Here is a 26,482-nt window from a genome sequence, read left to right as displayed (position 1 = left end):
TACATGTTTTCTTGTGCTTTACATCAAAATGCATAAAAAAAGCCTGCCGGTGACAAGCCGGCAGGCAACAGACAAACAACAAAAAAACTGAAACAAAACACTAACTTTCGCATGGGGGGCTACGGAAGACAACTCAAAACTTTAATATCTTATACCTGGATGCCCAGTGAGTGAATCAAATTCAAAAGTGCCTAGAAAGAAGCCATCCAGTACAAACCCTTCAGACAATGAAGTGGTTGAAAATTCTCCCAAGTTTCCTATTGCTTTAGAAGAGAAATTTTCTATCTTGAAAAATAAAGATCTAGAAGTTTGCCCACCAGGTTTCTTAGTAACCTGTAAGGCTACTCTTGGATGAAACTGCTTATTTAAAGTAGTGATTAAACTTTTCCCAGATACATTCATTTCCTGTTGCTCTTTATTATGATACAATAATAATAGGAGCAAAGAGTGATAAATAGGAAAGAATCTAATAAAGAAGAACTTGTTATTTGTTTATAAATTATATAATTTAATAAACTTAAAATTGATTTAATGCCCCTTAAAAGCTTTTATTGTTAATAAAGTAGGCCTTAATTTAATTTAATTTACTATTTAGTAACAGATTCGTAGTTAGCTTTTGAAGAAAATCTGTTCCCAATTGATTGTAAACTAAGGATACTTAGAAGAAGCAATAAAGCTGGGAATACAAATGTCCACCAAGCATCAATTGAATAACGGGAATTTGCTAGAAGCTTCCCCCAGGAAGGTACATCAGGCGGGATGCCTATCCCTAAATAAGCTAAGGTAGAACCAATGCCTAGTAAGCCAGAGGCTGCAAAGCAAAAGTTTGTTAAAATTGGACCTTTGATTGAGGGCCATATAAATTGAATAAAAACCTTCTGAAAGGGGGTTCCTAAAGCCTTTGTTGTTTCATAATAAGTTTCTTCTCTTAACTGCAAGACACTTGCCCTCGTTATACGAGCAGGGAGTACCCAGTATGTCACACATATCCATCCCATTAAGCTATAGATAGAAAAGGGAGTAAAGGCACTTAGAACTAGAAGTAAAAGTAACTTAGGCAGGGTAGACCAAACATTTATAATCTTTTGTAGGGCTTCATCTACAGGTACTATAAGATTTTTTTTTAAAGGTATGTATAGGGGTAGTTTATTCATTGCTATTAAAGCTAGCAACAAAAAGGTCCCACTATAAATAAAATACTTTAGGTAGCCCTTTCCCCACATATCTACCAATTTGACTAACGGTTCATGAAGAATAAAGAAAAGGAGGAGAGAGAAGGATAAGATAATAAGCTTGAAGGAAGAAATCTTTAACCCTGTATTTCCAAGGATGGCTGCACTTGTTCCTGTTAAGATTCCAAAAGCAGTAGCTATCACTAAGGGAGGAATGGCTAACAACCATGCGCTTCTGCAACTCAATAAAAGGTAGAATAATAAATCTCTTCCTAGGTGGTCAGTTCCTAACAAATGATCATAAGATTCAAAGGGAGCTAAAAATGATTGCTCCGGATAGGCAACAGGTTCTTTCCCTAGAATAGTTAGAACATGTGCAATCAACGCTGATGCAGAAAATAACAGGAACCAGATTAAGGAAAACTTTTCAATGATAGAGAGAGAACGCCAAGTAGATGCTAAGTTCATTGATCTACAGATTATTCTTCATTCTTGGATCAATAAATACAAAGGCTAGTTCTGAAAGCCATACTACCCCTAATCTAAATACCAGCAACAAAAGAGTTAGGCCTACCATAACTGGATAATCACCATTTATGATAGAATCAGTAAACAAACTCCCTATTCCTGGCAAAGAAAACGTAATTTCCACTACCAACACCCCAGCTACTAAGCTTATAATCACTTCACTTAACAAGGTAATGGTAGGCACAAGGGTATTTGGCAATGCGTGCTTCCTCATTGCTTTTTTGTAAGAATAACCTTTACCTAAAGCAGTTCTAAAGTAGAGCTTGCTTTTCTGTTCAAGAAGCCCCTGCACAAATTGTAAAGTGAGGTGTGGGGTCACTAATAAAGCGATGCAAACACTACCTAATAATACAGAAGGATTTAAGAAATGTTGAAAAAGGCTTTCTGTAGCTTCCCCATAAAGGTAGAAAGAGAGGGTGCCACCTAATGAAAGGTAAATGGCAAAAATACCTAGCGCAATTAAAAAACCAGGTATGCTATCTAACAGGTATAAAAATTTTTGGCACACTTGGGTAAAAACAGAAGTGGGATTTTGTGATAAATAAAGGCTACCTAAAAAGGAAAGGAATAGCGCTGTTATCAATCCTGCCAAGGCCAAAGATGACGAGACCTGAAATGCGGCCTTAATCTTTTCTAAAACGGGAGTTTGGTCTTGATTAGAGAAACCTAGCTCACCAATGATCAAGTTGCTTAACCACTGGTGGTAAATATTGTTACTTCCGTTCCAAATTGAGAAAGGTAAATGATAGTGGAAAGGAACTTCGTTCTCCTGAAGGTTTTTCCAAGCATTTGCTAACTGTAGATTTGCACTATTTGGAGTTTTTAGAAGATATAGAATAATTTCCTTTCCTAAATTATTTACTGAAGCATATTCTTTCTCCTCAGCCCAGTAAAGCAGTTTCGAGAAAAGTCTGATTTTATCATTTTCTTTTACGTTTTTGGCCCATTCTTGCCAAAACACATAAAAAGCATGTGTGCCTTTTACTCCATGCCTCATAACCGCGGCAGTAGTCCAAGGTTTGTCTTCCTGAGTAGATGGCACCTGTTCTGCTTTTATTTTGCCTAATTGAATAAAATCAAAATAGAAAAGGGGCAGGTCTAGTCCTTTTCGATGTAGGAAATCATCTCTTACCTGGTTTAAGGTATTTGTATTTGTGTTTCCATAAACTGCGGAATTTTCCTCCAGCATTCCTTTAGGTGCTTTGTTTATAGGAAGGAAATGACTAAGTATAAAAACAAAAGATACAGTAATCCAGAGAGTAATTATGAGCCGTATAGTTTTGAAGCAAAATCTGAAAATAAACATCAAAGCTTATTTCTTTTTTATAAATCTGGTAACATCATAACCTGGTTTTATACCTGATACTACTACAGAATCAATCTGTTTAGATATAGCAATCCTGTTCTTCATGAAGTAAAGAAAAATCATATTACTCTCCTCCTGCATTTTTCTCTGAAGTTCCTTCAAAAGAGATGCCTTTTCTATTATGTGTTCTTCCTCTGCTATTTGTTCCAATAATAAATCTGTAGCAGGGGTGCCAAAACCTGTTATATTCCCTCCACCTTCTTTGGAGTTTGAAGAATGCAGTAAAGGAATAAAATTGTAAAAATAAGGATTGCCCATCAGTGTTCTGATAAATAGGTCAAAATTCTTACTTTGAAGCTTTTCACCTATTTGACTACTTTCCATTGGCTGAAGTGTTACCACTATTCCAATTTTAAGGGCATTTTGCTTGAAAAGTAAAGCTATGTTTTCAAAATCAGAATTGCCCCCCCTATAAATAAGGTTCATGTGCAACTTCTCTAGCTTGCCTCTTATTGTCTTTTGCCAACCCTCTGTAGTTTCTTGCCAGCCAGCTAATCGTAAAAGTGTTTTAGCTTTGTTAGGATCAAATTCCAACTTCTTTAATTCTGAGTTGTAGAATTCTTCTTCTTGAGGGTGAACTAATCCGACAGTTGAAGTAGCCAAACCACCCTGAACGGAGGAGATTAATTGAGAAGTATTAAAAAGATGTGCTAAAGCCTGCCTTGTTTGTTTATCTTCAAAAATTTTCTTTTTCCCATTTACTCCTATATATACTAAATCATAAGATGGAGGAGAGTGAAAGTTGTAGAACTCTTTGTATTTGAGGTCTTTCTGCATTTCAAGAAATGAAACAAGAGGTACATTGTCCATTACATCTATCTGCCTTGTTTTAAGTGCTAGAATGGCAGCAGCATTGTCTGGGATTATCTGGAAAAACAAGCGAGAAGGATTGTTATTTAAAACATTTTTTCCTTTTTCTGCTTTGTTCCCCCACCAAGATTTCTTCTTGTCTAATACAACTATTTGGCCAGAGTTCCATTTGGTTATTCTATAAGGACCACTTCCTTTGATGAAGGCGGTGTCTCTCGCCAAATTTGAATTGTTTATTAGTTTTGAAAATGATTTAAAGGTTGTGGTTGTAGATAGTGAATCAAACCTTTGTCTGATCAATCTAAAAGGGACATTAGAGATAATCCCGTTAGGATCAAAAAGGTAAGCAGGAAGTACAAAGTAGTCCCCAGTCATTAGTTTCATTTCAGGTGTATACCCCTTGCAGACTAATGTAAAAACTTTAGGATTGGTAGGAGAAAGTTGAATGTCTTGAATAAAGTCAAACTGGGCCCTCCACCTTTCATTCTCCAACAGTGGGCTGTGAAGTAACTTTAGAGAGAAAGCCACATCTTTTGCCGTTACAGGTGAGTTGTTATCCCAGTTTGCTTCAGGCCTTATGGTGAAGGTGAAATATGAACTTGTATCATCTCTCCTAATTGTTGGTAAATCTACTGCCAGCAAAGGCTTTATAGATTTGTCTTTTAATTCTGTTACTAGGAGGCTTTGGTAAATATAGTTTAGTAGTTGAAGGGAGTGACCGTTGCCATAACTTATTGGGTTCAAGGATACTGGATCTTGAGCTAAGCGTATTATGATAGTAGAGTCATCCTTGGAAGGAGTTGAGCAAGAAGATAAAAGCCATAAAAAAAGCAAGCCAAGGCTTTTAGCACAGTTATTTTTCATATAGAGCAAATATTACAGGCATTCGCCCTGCTCAATATTACAAAACTTGCCTCAATTTGCCTTGGCTCACTTATAATAACCTTATCGAAAAGGTTAAATATAGTAGTGTAGGTTATAATATATCTATTTAATCGCGGTTGTCCCAAGTGCCTGAACCACCTTTGCTGTTTAATTTAGTATCTGTTCCACCTGTAGCAGTGGTGCCTGTTTGGGTTGTAGTGGTAGTGGAATTTGTGTTTGGATCTTTATGGTTTTTGTCATTTTGACTTCCTGTTAATACTGTAAGTTGCAGGAGCAGAGCGAGAAGTAATTCTATCATGATTTAATTAGTTATAGAGTTCATTGCAAAAGTGGATAATTTGAATGACGCGCTAAAGGAAAGATTGGTGATAATAATCACTATAAAGATTTAAAGAAATTTTTATATAATACTTTTATAAACGTATAGATAGATATAAAAGGCATAGTTATAAATAAATTTTTAATGTTTTTATGCTTATCTGTAACATTTTTTCCTTTATAGTGTTCCATATAGTTATTATATTTAAAACTTATTTATAGTCAAAAGTAATTCAGACGGTACTATACCTTAAATTAAAATATGGATGAATTAATCAAATTAATTCAAATAATTGATAAAAGGATAGGGAATCCTGCACAATTATTTTCTAGTAAATCAAAAGAAAAGCGTTTATATCAGGAAATATCCTCGGGAAATATTGTGGATGACAATTCTGCTATATCATTTCTCTATCCAGATGGGCAAGAGAAGGGTGGATTGAAAATGATTAAATCCAGATTGCGGAAAAAATTAATGAATCAACTCTTTTTAGTAGATGAAAAGAATGAAAGTATCCAAGCTCCACATGCTGTAGAGCAAGGCTGCTTAGCAAAGCTATTACAAGCAAGAGTGTTGATAGACTCTGGAGGTAATGACCTTGCTTTACCCCTGCTTAAGCAGGCTCTAGCTAAAGCTACGGAATACGATTTTAATTATATTTCCTCTTTATGTCTGAAAGCGATCATTCAATCATATGTTAATTTAAAAGAAAGAAACTTATTTTATAAAGCTGTTAAGCAATTAGATAATGTGATGTTAAAAGTGGCTGCTGATCAAGAGGCGGAGATGTTTTTCTCTGAGGCAAGTATTGAGCTCAGCCATTCTATTGTAGCTCGCAAAGCATACCTGGTAAAGGTGAATGATGTCCTGGAAAAGATGAATTCATTATGGCAGAAAGCGAAAACCTTTGATACTTTTAATTATTATTACAGAATATCGATGTGGTTGCATGAATTAAATGGCAATTTTGATGAAATTGTAAGTTTAACTACGTATTCTGAAGAGGTAATCAAAGACTTTGATAATGTTTCTAAAAGGTTTGATCATAGGTTTAATAAGTTTATACAAGTTTATGCCTATTTACGAGCTAAGAAGCTGGAAGAGGGTTTAGCCTTAGCTAATGCGTATTTACCTTCTTTTACTCCTTCAAGCAACAACTGGTTTGCTTTCATGGAGAACTATACTCTTTTAGCCATTCATGCTAAGAAATATGAGGTAGCACATATGCTATTACATCAAGTTCAGGAGAACACTTTTATCAAAAAGATAAATAAATACGCTCAGGAAAGATGGATTTTATTTGAAGCTTACCTCCATTTTGTCCACCCTTTAGTAGATCAGCCTTTAAAGTGGCAATCATTAGTATTGAATACTTCTGAATACAGCAAGGATAAGGAAGGATTTAATGTGGCTATAGTTATTTTGCAGGTAATGTATTACCTTGAAATAAGTGATTATGAAGCTTTGGAGTATAGGGTTGATTCTTTGAAAAAATATGCATTACATCATTTTAAAGACAGTTTTAGCGAGCGTAGCCGCACTTTTTTCAAATTATTGAATGTGTTAGTTAGATCTAATTTTGATTACTTAACAACACAAAAAAAAGGTCTTTATTTGTATCAAAAATTACAACGTACTCCCACCCCAGGAGACGCCTACGCAGAAATTGAAATTATCCCATATGAGCATTTATGGGAATTAGCTTTAGAGAAAATTAAGAAAACTGCTTTAAACGCTTAGATTATTGAATAAAAAATCTGGTTGTGGTCTACAATGTATGATGTTGGAATAAGTAGGACAGCAAGAGTGTTTTCTGGAAGTTATGTGCGAGATAACTATCCGGGTAAACTGCCCCTACTGGCACGGAGTGAAAGTAGTGAAAAACGGCATGAAGCGTACGGGCAGGCAGAATTTTATGTGCCGGCTTCGCCGAAAGCAGTTCCAGCTTGAGTATGCGAAGGCTGGCTGCCGGCCAGCGGTTAGACAGCTGGTGCTGGGCATGCTGGTGCGCAATTCCGGCGGCCGCGACGTTGAAGAAGTGACAGGCGTACACCGGCAAACGGTGCTCAGGTGGCTGAACCAGAAGGCGGAGAGCCTACAGGTAAAGCCCCGCCTCGAAGCATACAAGTCAGTGCAGATGGATGAGGTGTGGACCTTTGTTGGCCAGCGCAAGAAGCGCAAGAGGTGGCTTTTTTACGCCTACGCACCGGAAACCGACGAGGTGCTGGCCTGGAGTTGGGGGAACCGCAGCCAGAATACGGTCAGAAAGCTTTACAGGCAACTGCAGCCACTAAACATCGGTTGGCTTTGCTCCGATGACTGGCCTTTCCCACCAGGTACTCCCACCGGAAAAGCACCTGGTGGGAAAGGCCTACACCAAGAACATTGAGGGGGTGAACCTGTGCTTGAGGACTAGGAACAGAAGAATAGTCAGGAAAACGGCTTGTTACTCGAAAAAAAAACAAAATCACTATAACGCTATGAAGCTAATATTTTACTACCGAAACCATCATACATTGTAGACCACAACCTTAAATCTTATATATTTTTAAAATACATTTAATGCATACTGCAGCTTTTAATCTATTTTCAAAATTGTATGCGGTATCCTAAATAGGGATAAATACCAATTTGATAAAAAGTAACAGATTTATTCTCTTCTAAATCCCAGCCGTGGTATAATTCATTTTTATTGTTTAAGAAGTTATCGGCTGCCGCAAAAATCCAATGAGTTGTTGTTTGGGTATTTAATTGATAAGAGAAACGTACATCTGTTCTGAAATAATTTTTTAGTTGTTTTTCGTAAGCATTGGAAATATCGTAATGGATTTTATCCGACTGCTCCATACCCGTCTTTAAACTATCAATAGGAATATACCTTCTCCCTCCGGCATAGTTAATCCTTAAGTCTACAGAAAAGTGGTGACGTTTCTCTGTATCAAGGTTGAATTCTTTACCCACTAACAAGTTAGAAATAAAACCTATGCTAAAGGCAGTTGGCCTTTCTTTTCCGTCTCCTCCAGTGAAGGTAGATTTCAATAAGGAAAGGTTACCTAACGTGTAAAAGCCTTTCTTTAAAAATCGTTCACCAGTAAATTCAATACCATAATTTTTACCAGTTCCATTACTTACAACACTGTCTACGGTAACAAAGCTGTAGTCAGTCCCTAAATTTAACATAGAAAAGGCTTCTTCGCCTTCTCGTTTACTCACCGGTACTCTGAAGTGGTTTTGAAAATAAGCTTCAGCTTTAAAGCGCCAGATAGAATTATGGTTGTAGTTGTAACCTAAAACCAGTTGTTTACTTCTGGTAAAATCTAATTGGTTGTACGGTTGGTTGTATTCGGGCTTCTCTTGAGAAAAGAACCGATATTCATAATAGACCAACGGCTGGGTTTGGCTATGGAGGCCAGCTGAAAGATAGAGCTTCTGAGCATCTGATAAGTAGTAATCCAAGGAAATCCTTGGCTCTACTGCGGTCCTTTGGCCAATTGAGAATTTTTGAGAATAGAGACCAGTTTGAACATCAAACCTTGGTGATACAGTGTATTTTGCCAGAACATATCCTTGTAAAAGAGCGGCGGAACCCTGAGCATCCAATGGAATTTCATAAACATCTCTTTTATCCTGGTACATGACTTCCTGGTTATTGTAATACATTTTTTGCCAGGTAACTCCACCCTTAAGTAGAAGCCGGTGGTATGGTTTATGGGTGACGCTTAATTTTGTGATTAGCTGTTTCTCATAGTTGCGCAAATAATAATAATACTTGGCAATAAGATTTCTATACGTGGCAATACTTGTAGCTTCAACCTGGCTGCCTGAAGTTGATACAATTAGTTCTGTTACTGTTTTAGGGATATTAGAATAAGTGTGGTGGAGCCCAAAAGCATACATTTGGTTGTTTAACGTAGGTTCCAGACGGTAGCGAACTTTGCCCCATGTGGTGGTGTCTTCATCAATGTCATATATGGTCACATTACTACTGCCCGCTATCCCCCAAGCAGAGAACTTGCCAGCATTAGGTGTTGGTAAAACTACTTTAAAGGAACCATCTTGGTAACGAGGTAGGCCCTGATATCCTATATCTACTCCTAATTTTTCTAAGGGACGAAAGGTGAACAGTCGCATACTTCCCAGGAAAGATCCTCCCCATTTTTTCACAAAAGGTCCCTCTGTGACTACTTCCATTCCATTAAGACCTAGTTGGAGCGTATTTTCAACCTTTTTATTGTTACCTTCTCTTAAGCGAATATCCATAACAGCCCCAATCCTGTTTCCGTATTCAGCTGGAAAGGCTCCAGTTAAAAAATCTGAGTTGGCCAGAAGGTTATTATTTAGAAGACTGAAAGCTCCTCCTGTATTGGGAGTGAAAGTGAAGTGGTTAGGATTAGGAATTTCTACACCCTCCAAACGCCAAAGCACACCTAGAGGAGAGTTGCCCCGAACTATAAGATCGTTTCGTTGGTCTGAGGCACTGGAAACTCCTGCATAGTTCGCAGCCATGCGGCTAGGATCTTGCCTTGATCCGGCAAAGCGATTTATTTCTTCAGTTCTAAGGGTATGAACACTGGAAGAAATCAGTAAGTTTTGAGGTAATGTTTTGTCCCGCTCTGCAACAACCAATACTTCAGATTGCTCAATAAAGCTTTCCTCTAATTGAACTGAAATAATAGTTTCTTTCCCAGAAACTACCAGGATGTTGGCAACCTCCCCGTCTTTATACCCCAGGTATTTAACCTTGATGAAGTGCCTACCAATAGGAAGTTGTTCCAGGGAAAAGGAGCCATCAATACCAGTACTCACCGCACGTGAAGGGTCTACTGAAAGAAGAATGACTGTTGCCCCTATTAAGGGGGTATTTAGTCCAGCATCTAAAACTTTCCCTCTTAATGTTTGCGTGTAGGTTTTTAGGGCTGTTGATTGTGTAATTTCTGATTTTGCCTTAAGTACAATCTGCTCTCCAATAATTTGAAAGGTCAAATTGGCGCAAACACAAAAAACCTGCAAAGCTTTCTCCAAAGGCAGAGAATTGGCACTGCAGGTGACAGAACTTTTTAGAGAAAGTTGGCTATTGCTATATGAAAAGTTGAGATTGTACCGCTTCTGAAGATCAAGTAGAGCTTGATCTAAGGGTTTACCTTGATAGGAATAAGATATGACCGATTCAGTAGAAAGCTCCTGAGCCTCTGACCTCAAGTTAACGAGTATCAGAAAAAAGGTCCAGAGTAATATGGAAGCTTGTCTACGCAAAGCTTAAATGTTGAATTGAAGGTTCTTAGCGGGGGAGGAGTGCCGATTTGCTAATTTCCATAATTCATGAATACTTACAAAATAGTATATTAAAATTACACTACTTAAAGTTGAGTATTTATAGAAGATTCTTAATTAGAAACTTGAAAACTGCTTTAAAACTTATCTACTTTAAAAAGTAGTGATCAAAATGAGGCCAAATTAGTTGTACATCAAAGCTTGGTTCATTGTGTTAGTTGAAAACATACTATAATGATATTCTCTATGGTACAAAGTTAATTATGAAAGGAATGAGTAGGGTTTATGATAATTAGAAATAAAGGACAGCTAAATTTAACTGTCCTTTATTTCTAATTATCATCAATAACTTTTCCGGAGCCTTTAGTGATTGTTGTGCGCAAAAATGGGTGACCACGGAAATAAATGTTACCGCTTCCTTCAACAGAGGCATCAAGAACTCGGCTTACCCAAAGGTATTGGTGTCCTGAACCTGTGGAGACTGCCCTTACGGAGTCTGCATTGAGGGAGTAGCCTTCCATTCTGCCAGATCCGCTCACCTTAGTTTCTAATGTATTAGCAAAACCCTCTAATACAATATCACCTGAACCGCTGTTTAAAGCATTGATTTTAACTGTACTACCCAAGTAGTGTATCTTTCCAGACCCAGACAAATTCAGTTTTAAGTTCTTGGGAGATTTTACGGACTGTACTCTTATTTGCCCTGAACTTTTAAGTTCTACGTTTTCAATATTGGGAAGGCTAATATGGATGGTTGCTTCGTCATTAGTGAATTCAAGGCAAGACTCTGATCTGATCACAAGAGTTGAACCTTCTAGTTCTGTTGTAATTTCAGGCAATAGGTTGGCAAAAGTTTCTATGCTGATCTCAGTTTTGGGACCGCCTGTGATTATCACGTTACCAGGTAATCTAAGATCAACGCCCTTGAAAGCAGATACATCCCTGAATTCCTTTTTAGTCTCACCTTGCCCTTCAATGCAAAACCCTGAACCTAAAATATCACAGGAAGTAACCAGACTTAAAGAAAAGCAAATTAAAAGGTACTTCAATAAAGGTTTAAGGAACATGGTGTTATTTAAAAGGTCATTGCTGACCATACTATTACTGGCATCCAGCTCCCTCAAGTGTGTATGACCCTTCTTTCGTGTTACCTATCTTCAAATCTGAAGAAGCTGCAAGTACAGTCAGTACCTCTTTTAGATCTGGATTTTCAAAAGTACCTGTAAACGTACAGTTATGTAGGTTCTCGTTAGAGACCTCAATAGAAACCTTGAAGTACTGTTCTAAATCATGTACAACTGATTTGATAGACGAATTCTTAAAAGTTAAGGTACGCCAAACAGGAGCAGCACTTTCTAAAGTTGTTATTTTGTTTAACTGACCATTAGAAGATAGTTGACCAGTATACCCTGGGGTAAGTACTACCTGTTGGTTATCTTTTAAGGAGGAGAGGGCTACTTTCCCGGTAACTACAGCTACTGAAACTGTAGATTCCCCGGTGACAGCCCTTACATTAAAGGAAGTACCTAATACTTTGGTCTGAGCATTGCCGCTTTTAACCACAAAGGGTTTGGAAGGGTTCTTCTCTACTTCAAAGAATCCCTCACCATTTAACTCCACGTTACGCTCATTTCCATCAAAAGAGGAGAGGTACTTAAGGGTGGAGTTTTCATTCAAGGTAACCTGGCTTCCATCAGGTAAGTTGATAAGCTGACGTTGTCCTGCGGTAGTAGCAACCTGAGTCCAGGCGGTAGAGTTGTTAAACTGCAGATATCCTAACCAAGCTAAGCCGGCGGCCAAAACAAAGGCTGCTGCATACTTGTACAGACTGTTCCATTGGAAAAAACTTTTTTCAACTGCTTCCTGCCGATTATCAAAAATTTCCTCCGCCTTGATAGGAATTAGAGGAATAACTTTAGTCTCAGAAGGCATTTCAACTTTTGTGCAGAATTTCTCCCAGGCTAGGTCGGCGTTTGGTTGGAAGGTGAGATTTTGTTCAGTGCCTACTTCATCCCAAACTTCAAGCGCTTCTGTCCATTGCTGTGTGTGACTGTCGTCTTCATTTAACCAAGCGGTGAAGGCAAATTGTTCTTCTTCAGACAATTCTCCACGCAACGCTTTGGCCATCAAGACCCATTCTGGGTTCTCGTGGTTGTTAAGTTTTGTTTGTGTCATGTTGTGTTAGTGTCGTAGTGTCTATATGACAGGTAAAGGGCACACAACCCCTATGACTACTTCAGTATTTTGTTAAAGAAATGTTAATGTTTTGGTGCTAAGTTCTACCTCTGCTAAAAATGATGAGGTTATAAATAGCATTAATAAGTGCTCGCGTAATATGCGCAAGGCTTTTCCCATTTGATTTTCAACGGTTTTTGGAGACAGCTGAAGTGTATCGGCAATCTCTTTATAAGTTAACTCCTCAAACCGGCTCATTTCAAAAATGAGACGGCACTGCGGAGGTAAAGCCTCCAATGCTTGCTGAATACGGCCTTCCATCTCCGTGCCCGCAATTAATTCCATAGTGGTATTGGCTGAAAGGCTGGATTCAAAAGGAGTGGTGTCTTCCGCTAAAACTAATCGTTTTTGTTTCTCAATGTAATTCAAGGCCTGGTTCGTGACAGATCTTACCAGATAGGCTTTGTAAGATGTGGTTACCTCCAGCACCTCGCGGTTCTGCCAGATCTTACAGAAAACTTCTTGCACTAGGTCTTCCGCAGACTCAGTGTCTTTGGTGAAGCGCACCGCTGTTCTGCACAGTAACGTATAGTACTGTTTAAACAGAGTTTCCATAAAGAGCGCTTCATTAGTTTTGAGCAGGGCGTGCAACTCCTGGTCTTGGGTAAGTAGAGGTGTACCCATAACAACATCATTTATAGTGTAGTGCAAAGATAAAATATCCTAAATCCTATCCTAAAATTTCTGCAAAAAATCAAACAAGTATTCACTACATTTTCATTTTTTTTCTTAACTAGAACGTTTAAATAAGCTAACTCCGGGCAGAACTGCCGCCATGATGCAAACCACAACTAAAAATGACCCTAAAGTATTAAGAGCCTGGTGCTTTTATGATTGGGCCAATTCTGTTTACTCACTTGTTATTACCACCGCCATTTTTCCTATCTACTATGTAGCCCTTACCAAAGGAGTGAATAGGGGGGTAGTCAGTTTTTTTGGTTTAGACATAGCAGCCTCCGTATTGTACAGTTATGCCTTGACAGGAGCTTTCCTAATTATAGCTTTTTTGAGTCCTTTGTTGACAGCCATTGCCGATTACGGGGGGAACAAGAAATCCTTCATGCGCTTTTTTTGCTACATGGGTTCTTCTGCCTGTATGGGATTGTTCTTTTTTACGGAAGCCACTTTCTCCATTTCGGTGCTGCTGTTTATGATCGCGGCCATCGGGTTTAGTGGAAGTATTGTCTTCTACAATGCATATCTGCCAGAGATTGCCACAGAAGAAAACTTTGACAAACTAAGTGCCCGCGGGTTCTCTTTGGGCTACATAGGAAGCATGATCCTGTTGATTCTCTCACTGGCCTTGGTCTTATTTCCTGAAGCAGTAGGCATTGAGGACAAAGGATTACCCGCAAGAATATCTTTTCTGATGACTGGGCTTTGGTGGTTTGGCTTCTCACAGTACTCCTTTGCTTACCTGCCCAACAATACAAAAGGAAAAGAAAAGGAGGGAGGCTACCTCTTGAATGGCTTCCGGGAATTAGGGAAAGTCTTCAGCATGCTGAAAGAACTGCCTTTGCTGAAACGTTTCTTGTTGGCCTTTTTTTTCTATAACATGGGCGTGCAGACAGTGATGTACGTAGCTTCATTGTTTGGATCTAAAGAATTGAACTTGCCAGATACGGCACTAATCACCGTATTATTGATTATACAAGCCGTAGCTATAGGTGGAGCTTATTTCTTTGCCTGGCTTTCTGGGAAAATAGGGAATACCATGGCTTTGGTATATGCCGTGATTGTATGGGTAGGAATTACCATAGGCGCTTTCTTTGTAACTACCGGAAACCAATATTATGTGCTGGCTTTTGTAGTAGGAGCAGTGATGGGCGGCGTACAGGCGCTTTCCCGTTCTACCTACAGCAAGCTATTACCAGAAACTACAGATAACGCTTCCTTCTTCAGTTTCTATGATATCTGCGACAAAGTAGGCCTGGCATTAGGTACCTTAGCCTTTGGAATTACTGAGCAGATCTTTGGCTCTATGCGGAACAGTATTCTAACATTGTTAGTCTTTTTCGTGATTGGTTTGATTGCCCTGCTCTCTATTAAAACAAACAAATTAGCACCTGTTACTCCTACAGTCGCTTAGTTTCTGCCAATTGATAAACAAGAGAGGGCATCTGGAAAACCAGATGCCCTCTCTTGTTTATAGGCCGATTTTAGAAAAGTAGTGTTAAACTTATTACTGACCGAAAACTTTTTGACCATTCAAATAGGTGCTGAGCACCTTAACGCCCCTAATGGACTCAGGTTTGATGGTCATGATGTCCTGGTCTAAGATCACAAAGTCTGCTACTTTTCCGGGCTCAAGGCTACCTTTCTGCTTTTCTTCAAAGTTAGCGTAAGCCGCCCAAATGGTAGTGCCTTTCAAAGCCTCTTCGCGGGTCAAGGCATTCTCCATCTGAAACCCTCCAGCCGGAAAGTTTTCAGCATCTTGCCTGGCTATGGCTGAATGAAACCCATACAACGGATTAATGTGTTCCACCGGAAAATCTGACCCAAGCGGAATCATGTTGTTTTGCTGTAGTAGAGCTTTAAAAGCATACGCATGCTTCACCCGGTCAAGCCCCAGTCGTTCGCTGGCCCAGTACATGTCTGAGGTAGCGTGGGTGGGTTGCACCGATGGTAAAATGCTGTACTGCCCGAACAATGGAATGTCTGCCGGGTTTACAACCTGAGCATGTTCAATGCGCCACCGCCGGTCATTCTTGCCTTTCAGCAGATTGCCGTATATCTGCAGAATCACACGGTTGGCTGAGTCCCCAATGGCGTGGGTATTCATTTGAAAGTTGTGCTGATACAGCTCGGCCGCCAAGTCTTTGTATTGCTGCACTGTTTCCAGTAAGAAGCCAGTCTCATTAGGTTTATCAGAGTACGGGTGCAACAAGCAAGCTCCCCTTGAACCTAAGGCGCCGTCTCCGTAAACTTTGAAAGACCTTACATTCAAACGCTCTGTGGTATAGGGGCCTTTTTTGAAAAAATAGCTCTTATTCTCTGGAGTGGGGCTAAGCATGGCATAAATCCTTATTCCCAATTCCTCTTTTTTCTGGAGGGAGTCAAGTAAATCAATCGCACTTTTTTCCAGACCAGCGTCTACAACTGAGGTTACCCCCACGGCAAACAAGTTCTGCTCCGCTTCTTTCAAAACCACCGCTAATTCAGAAGGAGAGGGCATGGGTATTTTGCTTGAAGCAAGGTCGCCTGCGTTGTCAACCAGAATGCCAGTTAGCTTTCCATTTACTACTTCCACTTTGCCACCATTGATAGTGGTTTGTGGGGTAATGCCTGCCAGATCCAGTGCTTTCTGATTAGCCAGAAAAGCGTGCCCATCTACCCGTTGAATCAGAACTGGTACATCAGGGAAGAGTACATCTAATGTGTCTTTGGTTGGGAATTGCTTTACCTTCCAATCGTTCTGGTCCCAACCTCTTCCGGTTAGCCATGCCGCATTGGGGAGCTCTTTTCTTTGTGCCTGTAAGCGCTGGATCACTTCACTAAAGGAAGTTGTGCCCACCAAATCGGCTTCCCGCAGGTTCATGGCATACCTGAAGAAATGGGCATGCGCATCAATCAAGCCCGGGTACACCGGCTTGCCTTGCGCATCCATTTCTTCGGTGGCTTTGTATTTTTTCCGAAGACCTTCAGAAGTGCCCACTTCTAAAATTTTACCGTCTTTCACCGCCAAAGCCTGGGCTTTGTCAAACCCTTTATTCACTGTGTACAAAGTGGCATTGTAGACCAGCAAATCAGCTTTTTCACCTCGGCTACAGGAAGAGGAAAGAAGGCTAAGCCCTAAAAATGCGGATAAGCCCAGATAACGCAATCTTTTAGTCATAGCGCAGGTGTTTCACAGATTCACCAGAATCACGTAGTTCCATTAGGGAGTCTATTCCAATTTGAAGGTGTTTGGTCACGTAATTTGCAGTAATGCGCAGGTCACTTTCAGTTGTTTTCACACCGTCTGGGGTCATAGGGTTATCCGAAACCAGCAACAATGCTCCATGAGGGATGTCGTTCATGAAACCTACCACAAAGATGGTAGCAGTTTCCATGTCCACGCCTAAAGCCCTGATGGAACGCAGGTACTCTTTGAACTCTTCGTCATGCTCCCATACGCGGCGGTTGGTGGTGTACACCGTTCCGGTCCAGTAGTCCATCTCATGTTTCTTGATCATAGAGGAAACCGACCGTTGCAGACGAAAAGAGGGAAGAGCCGGAATTTCTGGAGGAAGATAATCGTCTGAAGTACCTTCGCCTCTAATTGCAGCAATGGGTAAGATAAGGTCGCCTAATTTAGATTTCTTCAGACCACCACACTTGCCCAGAAACAGGGCTGCCTTAGGTTTGATGGCTGATAGAAGATCCATTACCGTAGCTGCCATGGCGCTTCCCATCCCGAAGTTGATGATGGTGATGTTTTGGGCAGTGGCCGTTTGCATAGGCTTGTCCGCTCCTTTAATTTCCACTTCAAACTGGTCGGCAAACATGACCACGTAGTTGAGGAAGTTAGTTAACAAGATGTATTCGCCAAACTCGTTCAATGGCCTTCCGGTGTACCTCGGGAGCCAGTTCTCTACAATCTCCTGTTTTGTCTTCATGGGTTTAGGTTAGTTCTACAATCAGAAAAACGGCTTAAAAACAGTTGGTCTGCTTCTAACTTAGTATTTTTAGAGCATGGATCAGCTTTCTTTGCCGGCATATTCGCACAAACTTAAGTATTCTGAAGGGAAAACATTTATCCTTGACCAAGTCAGACGCAAATATGTGCTTCTTACCCCCGAAGAATGGGTGAGGCAGCACATCATTTTTCTTTTAAATGAGCACCTGCAATACCCGCTCACCCTTATGAGTGTTGAGCGGGGCACTAAATACAACTCCCTGCAAAAGCGTACTGATTTAAGGGTATACTCTACAGAAGGATTTCCGCTTCTGCTGGTAGAATGTAAAGCGCCCTACGTTCCCATCACAGAAGCAACCATCCGCCAGGTTGCCGTGTACAACCAAACAATTGCCGCTCCTTACCTGATGGTAACCAATGGGCGGGAACACTATTGCTGGCACGTGCAGAGAGAAACAGGTCAAATAACACCTATTCCGGTTCTACCTTCCTTCTTTGAAATCTGATCCGAAATAAAAGTTTGAAAGTGAGTTTACTTTTATAATAAATTGATATACATCATTTAATAAAGTTCAGCCTTCTGAACTTCTTAAACTCTTATAAAGTGAAAGTGGTATAAAACAGAAAGGCCTCCTCTTGCTTACAAGAGGAGGCCTTTCTGTTTTATACCTACCAATTAAGCTAATAATTCGGCTACGTTGGTTAAAGGTAAGTTGAAGGCTTCGGCAACACCTGGGTAAACAACTTTTCCGTCTACCACATTTAAGCCCAATCTTAGTTCATCCCGCTCAAGACAAGCTTGTTTCCAACCTTTGTTCGCTAGTAACAAAGCATATGGTAGGGTTGCGTTAGTTAAAGCCAGAGTAGAAGTGTAAGGAACTGCTCCCGGCATGTTGGCTACGCAGTAATGCACTACATCATCAATAATGAATGTAGGGTTTTCATGGGTAGTAGGCTTGCAGGTTTCAATGCAGCCTCCCTGGTCAACGGCTACGTCTACCAACACGGTGCCCGGACGCATGTCCTTCAGCATGTCGCGGGTAATCAGGTGAGGAGCTTTTGCGCCTGGGATCAATACCGCACCAATAATCAAATCAGAATCTTTGATTGCCTCCTTGATATTGTAATGGTTTGACATAACCGTAGTCACGTTGGCTGGCATGATGTCATCCAGTTCACGCAGACGCTTAAGGCTGATGTCCATGATCGTTACATTGGCACCAAAACCAGCGGCAATTTTAGCAGCTTGGGTACCAACTATACCACCCCCTAAGATCAACACGTTGGCTGGTTTTACACCCGGTACACCACCTAATAGAATACCTCGACCTTTTAATGGCTTTTCAAGGTATTTTGCGCCTTCCTGAGGTGCCATACGTCCGGCTACTTCACTCATTGGAATAAGCAAAGGCAATGAACGGTCTTTCAATTCCACTGTCTCATAAGCTAGGCAGGTAGCCTTACGCTCAATCATGGCATGGGTTAACGGCTCATAGGAAGCAAAGTGGAAGTAGGTAAATAACAATTGGCCTTCTTTGATAAGGGAGTATTCCTGCTCAATGGGCTCCTTCACTTTTACAATCATCTCGGCAATAGCATACACTTCCTCTATAGAAGGAAGAATAGTAGCACCAGCCGCCGTGTACTCCTCATTTGAGAAACCACTACCTTCACCAGCAGTAGCCTGTACATATACAGTATGGCCGTTCTTAACAAACTCAGCTACGCCACCGGGGGTGAGGGCCACACGGTTTTCGTTGTTTTTTATCTCCTTCGGAAGACCAATTATCATTTTGTGATTTTTTATAAGTTGGTGAAAAAGTGTTCAAATATACAGCAACCTGCCAGCAGATTTGCAACACTTTCCGAATTTTAATTAACGTTTGTTTGGGTAGGTTTACTTTAGAATCTCTTTCTAGTAAATAAGGCTAAAATAGGAGCGGCACAAATAAAAAAAGGCAGCAACTACGTTACTGCCATTAGTACAAAATAAAACTATGAAAAAACTATTTAAAAGGCACAGAAGCCTTATTAACCTTAACTGAACTTTGTTTTGCCAAGTTTTCTACCACTTTGGCTTTGAGGGTAAGGGTGGTAGCAGAACCTGTAATATCATTAGAAACAAGGGTTACTGTCTCTATTCTGTCTTGTAACACTTGTGGACTATAAGTTAGTTCCAACTTTGCTGATTGTCCTGGCTTTACTACAGAAGGACTCAGTTTGAAAGCTACACAATTGCAGGGAGTAGTCAATCCAGACACTGTCAGATCAGATTTTCCAGTGTTTTTGATGCTGAATTTAGCCGTAGCTTTCTGGCCTTTTTCTAATTTTCCGAAGTCATACGTCGTGCTGGCAATATCAATTTTTGGTGATTTCTGTAAGTCAGCCGCAGACACACTGGAAGGAGCAGGGGTAGCACTTTTCTGAATTACGGTTCCTTTGATAAACAAAGAAAGATTATCAGGGTTTCCATTTGAAGTAACCGTCAAGGTCTTATTGAAAGCACCTGGGCGGCCCGCGCTGTTATATCCTGCTTTTACTACACCAGTTTTACCAGGTAAGATAGCTTCTTTGGGCCACTCTGGGGTAGTACAGCCGCATGAGGCCTGCACATGGGAAATAATAACCGGCTGATTTCCGGTGTTCTTGAACTTGAATTCGTAAATTGCTTGTACACCTTCGGTAACATTACCGAAATCATGCATGTCTTTTTCAAAGGTGAGTACGCCTTGCGCGAAAACCATCCCTTGAGTAAGCACTACCAGTGCCAGAGAAAGGAAAAGATAGATTTTTTTCATAAATTTTTTAAGGGTTTGCTTCTGTAAAGTAGCCCAGTTAGGGACAAAACAAAAATAAGGAAAATTAGTTCTGTAAGCTACAAAAAACACCAGTAAGCGTCTGGCTACCCTAACACCATTTGAAAATGGGGTAAAACTTGCTTAGTTTTGACTTTAAAAATCCTTCAAGGACCTTATAAGATACCGCATGCAAACCGTTGAACGGACAAATCAGCTTTCCCTTACAAGAGAAGAGATGTTGCAAGACTATCGCATTGCCTGCGAGAGTCGGCAAGCCAGTATAACTGGCCGAAAGGAAGTTTTCATGGGTAAAGCCAAGTTCGGGATTTTCGGAGACGGAAAAGAAGTAGCTCAGCTAGCCATGGCCCGTTTTTTCCGCTCCGGTGATTTCCGGTCAGGGTATTATAGAGACCAAACGTTTATGTTTGCCATTGGTGAGCTAACCGTGCAGCAGTTCTTTGCGCAGCTGTATGCCCACACAGACGTGGAGGAGGAGCCTTCTACCGCTGGCCGCAGCATGACAGGTCACTTCGGGACCAGACTTTTAGACGAAGAAGGAAATTGGAAGCCTCAGACTACCAACAAGAACTCATCAGCTGATATATCCCCTACGGGTGCCCAAATGCCTCGCTTATTAGGTTTGGCTTATGCTTCTAAATTATACCGGGAAAACCAGGACCTGCGCCAGTTCACAGATTTCTCCATCAACGGAAACGAAATCGCCTTTGGTACCATAGGAAATGCGTCTACCTCTGAGGGTGTTTTCTTTGAAGCCATTAACGCGGCCGGAGTTCTACAGGTGCCTATGTTGGTGTCTGTGTGGGATGATGGCTATGGCATCTCAGTTCCGGCACATTATCAAACTACTAAAAGCTCCATTTCAGAAATACTCGCTGGTTTCCAGCGCGAAGCTCCGGGAGAGCAAGGATATGAAATCTTCAAAGTAAAAGGTTGGGATTACCCTTCTCTTTGTGAAGTATACCACCAAGCCACCCAGGTTTGTCGTGAGCAGCACGTTCCGGTTCTAATCCATGTGGAAGAAGTAACTCAGCCACAAGGGCACTCTACTTCCGGATCACATGAACGTTACAAATCAAAAGAACGGCTGGCTTGGGAAGAGGAGTATGACTGCATCAAGCAAATGCGGAACTGGCTTATCACTGGTGGCTACGCAGAGCATGCTGAATTAAACCAAATAGAGGCTGAAGCCAAAGAAGCGGTTCGGGTGGCCCGGGTTGCAGCCTGGAACTCTTTTAATGCCGGTATCCAGGTAGATCATGTGCAGTGTCTGCACCTGCTGGAGAAGCTTTCAGGCAGTATTAATGAAAACGCTTCTAAAATAGCCTCTCTGCGGGATGAACTCCAGAAGACTATAAATCCGCTTAGGTCTGATGCCATCAGAGCAGCCCGTAAAGCTCTGCAATACGCCCGGGCTGAGAAAACGGCTGCCAAACGTGACCTGGTGAAATGGTTAGAAACTGTTCAAGGTGAGAATGCGGAGCGCTACAATTCTTATCTGTATAGCCAGTCTGATGAATCGGCCTTGTTAGTAGAAGAAATCAAACCCGAGTACAACGAAGGAAGTCCTTTAGTAGATGCCCGGGAAGTATTACAAGCCTGCTTTGATGCCGCCTTGGCACGTGAACCCCGGTTATTCGCCATTGGTGAAGACGTAGGTAAGATTGGGGATGTAAATCAAGCCTTTGCAGGATTGCAAGATAAATATGGTGAGCTTAGGGTTACTGACACAGGTATCCGGGAGTGTACCATTGTAGGGCAGGGCATAGGAGCTGCTTTGAGAGGGCTTCGTCCTATTACTGAAATCCAGTACCTAGATTACCTCCTGTATGCAATACAGATTCTGAGTGATGATGTGGCCAGCTTGCAGTACCGCACCAAAGGAGGACAGAAAACACCAATTATTGTGCGTACCAGAGGACACCGATTGGAAGGTGTTTGGCATTCAGGTTCCCCTATGGGTATGATCTTGAACAGTCTTAGAGGTATGCACGTGTTGGTGCCTCGTAATATGACCCAGGCAGCCGGTTTCTATAACCTGTTGCTGAAGTCTGATGAACCTGCTCTGGTGGTGGAATGCCTAAACGGTTACCGTTTGAAAGAGCGTATACCGGCCAATATTGGTGAATTCACCATTCCATTAGGTATGCCGGAAGTGCTTAGACCAGGTACTGATATCACCATTGTTACATATGGTTCTATGTGCCGTGTAGTGCTTGAGGCAGCTGAGCAGCTAAAAGCAGTAGGTATATCTGCTGAAGTGATAGATGTGCAAACCTTGTTGCCTTTTGACCTGGAGCATATAGTCGCTGACTCTATCCGTAAAACAAACAGGGTGCTTTTCACCGATGAAGATGTTACCGGAGGGGCTACTGCTTACATGATGCAGAGAGTGGTAGAGGACCAGGATGCATGGCGTTGGCTGGATTCAAAACCAGCTACCCTTACTGCCCAAGACCATCGTCCGTCTTATTCAACAGATGGGGATTATTTCTCTAAGCCTAGTGCAGAAGATGTTTTTGAAATTGTATATGCCATGATGCATGAGGTAGATCCGGTGGCTTTTCCATCTTTATATTAATTTCAAAATAGAAATTATAAACAAAAAGGCCTGCTTTATATAAAGCAGGCCTTTTTGTTTATAATCAACCAGTTAAGTTTCTATTCCTGTGAAAAGAGAATGACATCTGAAGTGGTGACAACCTGGCTTTTGTTGAAGGTTCTATCTACTACCTGCACATCAAATCTAATGGTGTCTCCTTTTTTAATAGGGCTAAAACCACTTTCAAAAATATTGATGCTGTACCTTATGTCACCTTCTAAAGGTTCTTCGCGGCTATCTGAGGAGAGCCGGGGGAAACGCCCGTTGTAGACAATTCGGTTTCCACTTGGGTCTAAAACTGGAGAATATTTCCCGTTTGTTTTCTTATAGAGATTGCAAAAGAAGTTGTAGAAGTTTGGTTGCCCTGGCGCGAAAGAACCCTGAATATCTTCTGGGAACAGCGTTTCAGACAAACCTAAGTTACCATCTCCATCCTGAAACCGTACCACTAAAATTAGGGAATCATATCTAACGTTCTGCGGGTTTCGTAGGGTGCGCTGCTCAATTCCTCTAAACGTAAGGTTAGGCGAAAGGTCAAAATCCGGAACGTCATAACAGGACGTTAGTCCCAGAGTACCAAGAACAAAGGCTAAACCACAGAGAAGTCGATGTTTTTTCATAGAAGATTTATATGCACCTAAGGTACAAATCATAACGCGCACTTGTTTACTTTGTTGTAAGAATAAGCATCATCCCCCATGGGTTTTCCTGAAGAGTTTAAAAGAAATATCATTCAATACGGACCAAATGATTTCGTCTCTGCTGCTTTAGAACTATTTCAGTTTCAGGCACAGCACAATCTGGTCTACAGAGACTACTTATTCCATCTTAAAAGAGATCCTAAGCAGGTAAAGGACCTATATCAGATTCCTTTTTTACCAATAGAATTCTTCAAAACCCATACCGTTCAATCCCATTCATTTACCCCTCAAGTTATCTTTAAGAGCAGCGGCACTACTTTACAGCAAAGAAGTCAACACTTAGTCGCTGATCCTGAGTTTTACAAACTGCATGCCCAACACCTATTCGAACAAACATACGGGCCTCTGGAAGGCTGTGTGGTGCTGGCTTTGCTGCCTTCTTATCTGGAGCAGGGAGATTCCTCATTGGTTATGATGATAGATCATTTTATGAAAGCTACAGGGCAAAGCAAACCTGGGTTTTACCTGAGGAACCATGAAGACTTAAGGCAAACTGTGGGAGAAGCCAAAGCTCAGAAGAAGAAAGTGTATCTCTTTGGGGTAACGTACGCCTTACTAGATTTAACAGAGGAGCCCGGGGCAGATGAGCTAAGTGGCATCACCATCTTTGAAACAGGGGGCATGAAAGGGCGAAGACGCGAAATGGTACGCGAAGAGCTTCACACCTTGCTGAAGGATTCTTTCCATGTGGAGGCTATCCACTCTGAGTACGGCATGACCGAACTGCTTTCTCAAGCTTATTCAACCGGGGAAGGAATCTTTCATCCCTCGAGTACGCTACGGGTGTTGGTGCGTGATGTCAATGATCCTTTCTCCGTTACAGCTCAAGCAGGTTCTGGAGGGGTTAACGTGATTGACCTGGCCAACGTAGATTCCTGTGCCTTCATAGAGACGAAAGACTTGGGAAAGTTATATCATGATGGTTCTTTTGAGATCATGGGCCGATTTGATAACTCAGACATTAGAGGATGTAACTTGCTGGTAAGTTAGTGTTTATTGCCTTTTACCCTTATAATAGCTTTAAAACAGCAGCGCCCTTCATTTTATTATGAGAGGCGCTGCTGTTTTAGCAAATCATTATCTATTTGGCGTAAGAGCGGGCATCTTCTTCAGTGATGGTGTCTTCGCTCATGATGACCAGGCGTTCTACCACGTTACGGAGTTCCCGTACGTTGCCGCGCCAATCTAAGGCTTGAAGGTAACTAAGAGCCTCAGGCGTTATTTTCTTGGGTTTATTTCCGTAATCACGGGCCACGTCTTGCAGGAACTTTTCCACCAAATCCGGAATGTCTTCACGGCGTTCGTTCAACGGTGGTACATGAATCAGAATCACGCTGAGGCGGTGGTACAAGTCTTCGCGGAAGTTCTTGGCCTCAATTTCCTCCAGCAGATTCTTGTTTGTAGCTGCTACTACGCGTACATCTACGGTAATGTCCTTATCGCCACCCACGCGGGTAATTTTGTGTTCCTGCAAGGCGCGTAACACCTTGGCTTGTGCCGAAAGGCTCATGTCTCCGATCTCGTCCAGGAACAAAGTACCGCCAGTGGCTTGCTCAAACTTCCCGATGCGTTGTTTTACGGCAGAGGTAAAGGAGCCCTTCTCATGTCCAAACAATTCGCTTTCAATCAACTCACTGGGTATGGCGGCGCAGTTTACTTCTACCAACGGGCCTTGAGCGCGGTTGCTTTGCTCATGTAAGGAGCGGGCCACCAATTCTTTTCCTGCTCCGTTAGGACCCGTGATTAAAACGCGTGCATCAGTGGGGGCTACTTTCGCAACAGCGGCCTTCACTTTACCTAAGGCAGGAGAAGAACCCACCATCTCATACGTTTTGGAGATCTTTTTCTTTAGTGTTTTGGTTTCCGTAACCAGCGTTGCTTTGTCTAAAGCGTTGCGTACCGATACCAACAAGCGGTTTAAATCTGGTGGTTTTACAAGGAAATCGTACGCGCCTTTTTTGGTCGCTTCTACGGCAGTGTCAATGGTACCGTGCGCCGAGATCATGATAAAGGGCGTGTCTGGCACCAGGATGGTTGCCCGCTCCAGCACCTCCATGCCGTCTAACTTTGGCATCTTAATATCGCAGAGCACCACGTCATATTTGCTTTTCTGGAGCAGTTCTAGACCGCGTTCACCGTCCTCGGCTTCGTCTACGGTGTAGTTCTCGTACTCCAGTATTTCTTTCAACGTGTAGCGGATGCTACGTTCATCATCTATGATCAGGATTTTGGGCATGTTTTTCTTCTTTTCTGTGCCAACGGTAAATGTTTGTGGTTTATTTCCGAGGCTTACGCGGGATTGCTGCCGTAGGATATTTTAGGGCTGTTTTCAATAATTCTGGCTCAAAATACCTTCAGTCTAAAGTTTAAAAGTATAAAAATTTGATCAGTTGACAAGTAGGAGTTAAGATCCTTTTGCCTGTAGCAACAGAGAAGTTATCCTCTCAAAGGAAGCCCTCATGCTGCCATATTCGGTAGCTAGGGGAGTTCCGCCCATAGGTACGTACTCCTTTCGGTATACCATTTGGCTCTCCTGAAACGCTCTCGCAGATGCATGGAATTCGGTAGCACCGGTTTTCTCCAGTAGAAATTGGATATTTTGCTCATTGATGCCACCCCCGGGCAGAATGATCAGATTCTTGCCAGCTCTTTCACAGAGGTGCTTGATCAAGGCTGCTCCTTCCGCTGCAGTGGCTTTTTGGCCAGAGGTAAGCAGCCGGTCTACTTTCAGGTGAAGTAAATCTTCAAGTGCTTTGTGTGGATCAGGGGTTAAATCAAAAGCCCGGTGAAAAGTGACGCTGAGTGGACGGGCAAGTTCTATTAATTCTTGGGTGCGAACCACGTCTATGTTTCCATCGGCTAACAGAACGCCAAACACTACTCCGTCAGCGCCTAGTTGTTTGGCTACCATAATGTCCTGCTTCATGACCTCAAACTCAAGATCAGTGTAAAGGAAATCTCCACGACGCGGCCGGATAAGGATGTGCAAGCTGATGGAAAGATGTTGTCGGCAAAGCTGGATCATACCGGCACTAGGAGTGGTGCCACCCTCCACCAGATTGTCGCAGAGTTCTACCCTTTGTGCTCCTGCCTTTTGAGCAGTGATGGCTGATTGCACCGAGTCCACGCACACCTCCATTTGGATAGCCTTACTCATGC

At 41.7% G+C, this 26,482-nt stretch carries 21 protein-coding genes and 1 pseudogene; 6 read left to right on the top strand and 16 right to left on the bottom strand.

All coding sequences use genetic code 11. From position 1 onward, the window contains the following. Window positions 1–141: 141 nt before the first annotated feature. From DC20_RS20305 to DC20_RS20285, 5 genes are all read right to left on the bottom strand, one after another. Window positions 142–444 carry a hypothetical protein gene (locus tag DC20_RS20305; RefSeq protein WP_169788211.1) on the bottom strand — a complete coding sequence of 101 codons (303 nt, stop codon included), beginning with the start codon at window positions 442–444 and terminating at the stop codon, window positions 142–144. A 143-nt stretch (window positions 445–587) separates the two neighbouring features. Next, window positions 588–1,640, bottom strand: coding sequence for an ABC transporter permease (locus tag DC20_RS20300; RefSeq protein ID WP_062545522.1), 1,053 nt, complete (start codon window positions 1,638–1,640; stop codon window positions 588–590). A 4-nt stretch (window positions 1,641–1,644) separates the two neighbouring features. Next, a complete protein-coding gene (locus tag DC20_RS20295) occupies window positions 1,645–2,889 on the bottom strand; it encodes an ABC transporter permease (RefSeq protein ID WP_169788210.1) in 1,245 nt (414 codons plus the stop codon). 123 nt (window positions 2,890–3,012) lie between these two features. Then, window positions 3,013–4,740, bottom strand: a complete 1,728-nt coding sequence (locus DC20_RS20290) for an ABC transporter substrate-binding protein (RefSeq protein ID WP_083470396.1) — start codon at window positions 4,738–4,740, stop codon at window positions 3,013–3,015. A 127-nt stretch (window positions 4,741–4,867) separates the two neighbouring features. Then, window positions 4,868–5,059 carry a hypothetical protein gene (locus tag DC20_RS20285; protein WP_062545519.1) on the bottom strand — a complete coding sequence of 64 codons (192 nt, stop codon included), beginning with the start codon at window positions 5,057–5,059 and terminating at the stop codon, window positions 4,868–4,870. 282 nt (window positions 5,060–5,341) lie between these two features. Between DC20_RS20285 and DC20_RS20280 the strand changes: the two genes are divergently transcribed. Continuing rightward, a complete protein-coding gene (locus DC20_RS20280; protein ID WP_062545518.1) occupies window positions 5,342–6,820 on the top strand; it encodes a hypothetical protein in 1,479 nt (492 codons plus the stop codon). 82 nt (window positions 6,821–6,902) lie between these two features. Then, window positions 6,903–7,602 (top strand): annotated as a pseudogene (locus DC20_RS22715) (IS1 family transposase). 67 nt (window positions 7,603–7,669) lie between these two features. Here the strand turns inward: DC20_RS22715 and DC20_RS20270 are convergent. The 4 genes from DC20_RS20270 to DC20_RS20255 form a co-directional block, all read right to left on the bottom strand. Further along, window positions 7,670–10,279: a TonB-dependent receptor gene (locus DC20_RS20270; protein ID WP_394331552.1), complete on the bottom strand. Its 2,610-nt coding sequence runs from the start codon at window positions 10,277–10,279 to the stop codon at window positions 7,670–7,672. Window positions 10,280–10,683: 404 nt separating this feature from the next. Next, on the bottom strand, window positions 10,684–11,418 hold the full coding sequence (locus DC20_RS20265) for a head GIN domain-containing protein (RefSeq protein WP_169788208.1): 735 nt from the start codon (window positions 11,416–11,418) through the stop codon (window positions 10,684–10,686). 34 nt (window positions 11,419–11,452) lie between these two features. Continuing rightward, entirely contained in the window at window positions 11,453–12,478 is a 1,026-nt protein-coding gene (locus DC20_RS20260) for a FecR family protein (protein WP_062545514.1), read from the bottom strand. A 120-nt stretch (window positions 12,479–12,598) separates the two neighbouring features. After that, window positions 12,599–13,210 (bottom strand): RNA polymerase sigma-70 factor, encoded by a 612-nt coding sequence (locus DC20_RS20255; protein WP_062545513.1) that lies wholly within the window; start codon window positions 13,208–13,210, stop codon window positions 12,599–12,601. A 151-nt stretch (window positions 13,211–13,361) separates the two neighbouring features. Here DC20_RS20255 and DC20_RS20250 point away from each other — a divergent pair, with 151 nt between their 5' ends. After that, complete coding sequence (locus tag DC20_RS20250) at window positions 13,362–14,675, top strand: MFS transporter (protein WP_245652255.1); 1,314 nt, start codon at window positions 13,362–13,364, stop codon at window positions 14,673–14,675. A gap of 93 nt (window positions 14,676–14,768) precedes the next feature. Here DC20_RS20250 and DC20_RS20245 read toward each other — a convergent pair whose 3' ends face one another. Both DC20_RS20245 and DC20_RS20240 read right to left on the bottom strand, forming a co-directional pair. Continuing rightward, on the bottom strand, window positions 14,769–16,421 hold the full coding sequence (locus tag DC20_RS20245) for an amidohydrolase (protein WP_062545512.1): 1,653 nt from the start codon (window positions 16,419–16,421) through the stop codon (window positions 14,769–14,771). Then, complete coding sequence (locus DC20_RS20240; RefSeq protein ID WP_062545511.1) at window positions 16,414–17,184, bottom strand: AMP nucleosidase; 771 nt, start codon at window positions 17,182–17,184, stop codon at window positions 16,414–16,416. Before DC20_RS20240 ends, DC20_RS20245 begins: the two co-directional genes overlap by 8 nt. A 76-nt stretch (window positions 17,185–17,260) precedes the next feature. Here DC20_RS20240 and DC20_RS20235 point away from each other — a divergent pair, with 76 nt between their 5' ends. Further along, a complete protein-coding gene (locus DC20_RS20235) occupies window positions 17,261–17,710 on the top strand; it encodes a type I restriction enzyme HsdR N-terminal domain-containing protein (RefSeq protein WP_062545510.1) in 450 nt (149 codons plus the stop codon). 170 nt (window positions 17,711–17,880) lie between these two features. Here the strand turns inward: DC20_RS20235 and ald are convergent, their stop codons facing one another. Together ald and DC20_RS20225 are read right to left on the bottom strand one after the other, a co-directional pair. Next, window positions 17,881–18,996, bottom strand: coding sequence for an alanine dehydrogenase (gene ald, locus DC20_RS20230; protein WP_062545509.1), 1,116 nt, complete (start codon window positions 18,994–18,996; stop codon window positions 17,881–17,883). Window positions 18,997–19,210: 214 nt separating this feature from the next. Then, the gene (locus DC20_RS20225) at window positions 19,211–20,002 is read right to left on the bottom strand and encodes a DUF1573 domain-containing protein (RefSeq protein WP_062546065.1); all 792 of its coding nucleotides are present in this window, start codon (window positions 20,000–20,002) and stop codon (window positions 19,211–19,213) included. Window positions 20,003–20,189: 187 nt separating this feature from the next. On the opposite strand from DC20_RS20225, the gene DC20_RS20220 reads away from it, so the two are divergent. Beyond that, entirely contained in the window at window positions 20,190–22,601 is a 2,412-nt protein-coding gene (locus DC20_RS20220; protein WP_062545508.1) for an alpha-ketoacid dehydrogenase subunit alpha/beta, read from the top strand. An 80-nt stretch (window positions 22,602–22,681) separates the two neighbouring features. Here DC20_RS20220 and DC20_RS20215 read toward each other — a convergent pair whose 3' ends face one another. Beyond that, window positions 22,682–23,242 (bottom strand): hypothetical protein, encoded by a 561-nt coding sequence (locus tag DC20_RS20215; protein WP_157593304.1) that lies wholly within the window; start codon window positions 23,240–23,242, stop codon window positions 22,682–22,684. A 78-nt stretch (window positions 23,243–23,320) separates the two neighbouring features. On the opposite strand from DC20_RS20215, the gene DC20_RS20210 reads away from it, so the two are divergent. Continuing rightward, the gene (locus DC20_RS20210; RefSeq protein WP_062545506.1) at window positions 23,321–24,313 is read left to right on the top strand and encodes an acyl-CoA synthetase family protein; all 993 of its coding nucleotides are present in this window, start codon (window positions 23,321–23,323) and stop codon (window positions 24,311–24,313) included. A 91-nt stretch (window positions 24,314–24,404) separates the two neighbouring features. Here the strand turns inward: DC20_RS20210 and DC20_RS20205 are convergent, their stop codons facing one another. Continuing rightward, entirely contained in the window at window positions 24,405–25,559 is a 1,155-nt protein-coding gene (locus DC20_RS20205) for a sigma-54-dependent transcriptional regulator (RefSeq protein ID WP_062545505.1), read from the bottom strand. Between the two features lie 168 nt (window positions 25,560–25,727). Further along, window positions 25,728–26,480, bottom strand: coding sequence for a copper homeostasis protein CutC (locus DC20_RS20200; protein ID WP_062545504.1), 753 nt, complete (start codon window positions 26,478–26,480; stop codon window positions 25,728–25,730). Between the last annotated feature and the right edge of the window lie 2 nt (window positions 26,481–26,482).

It is taken from the genome of Rufibacter tibetensis, from assembly GCF_001310085.1.
GTDB classification, from domain to species: Bacteria; Bacteroidota; Bacteroidia; order Cytophagales; family Hymenobacteraceae; genus Nibribacter; species Nibribacter tibetensis.
This window is presented reverse-complemented; position numbering and strand designations above follow the sequence as displayed.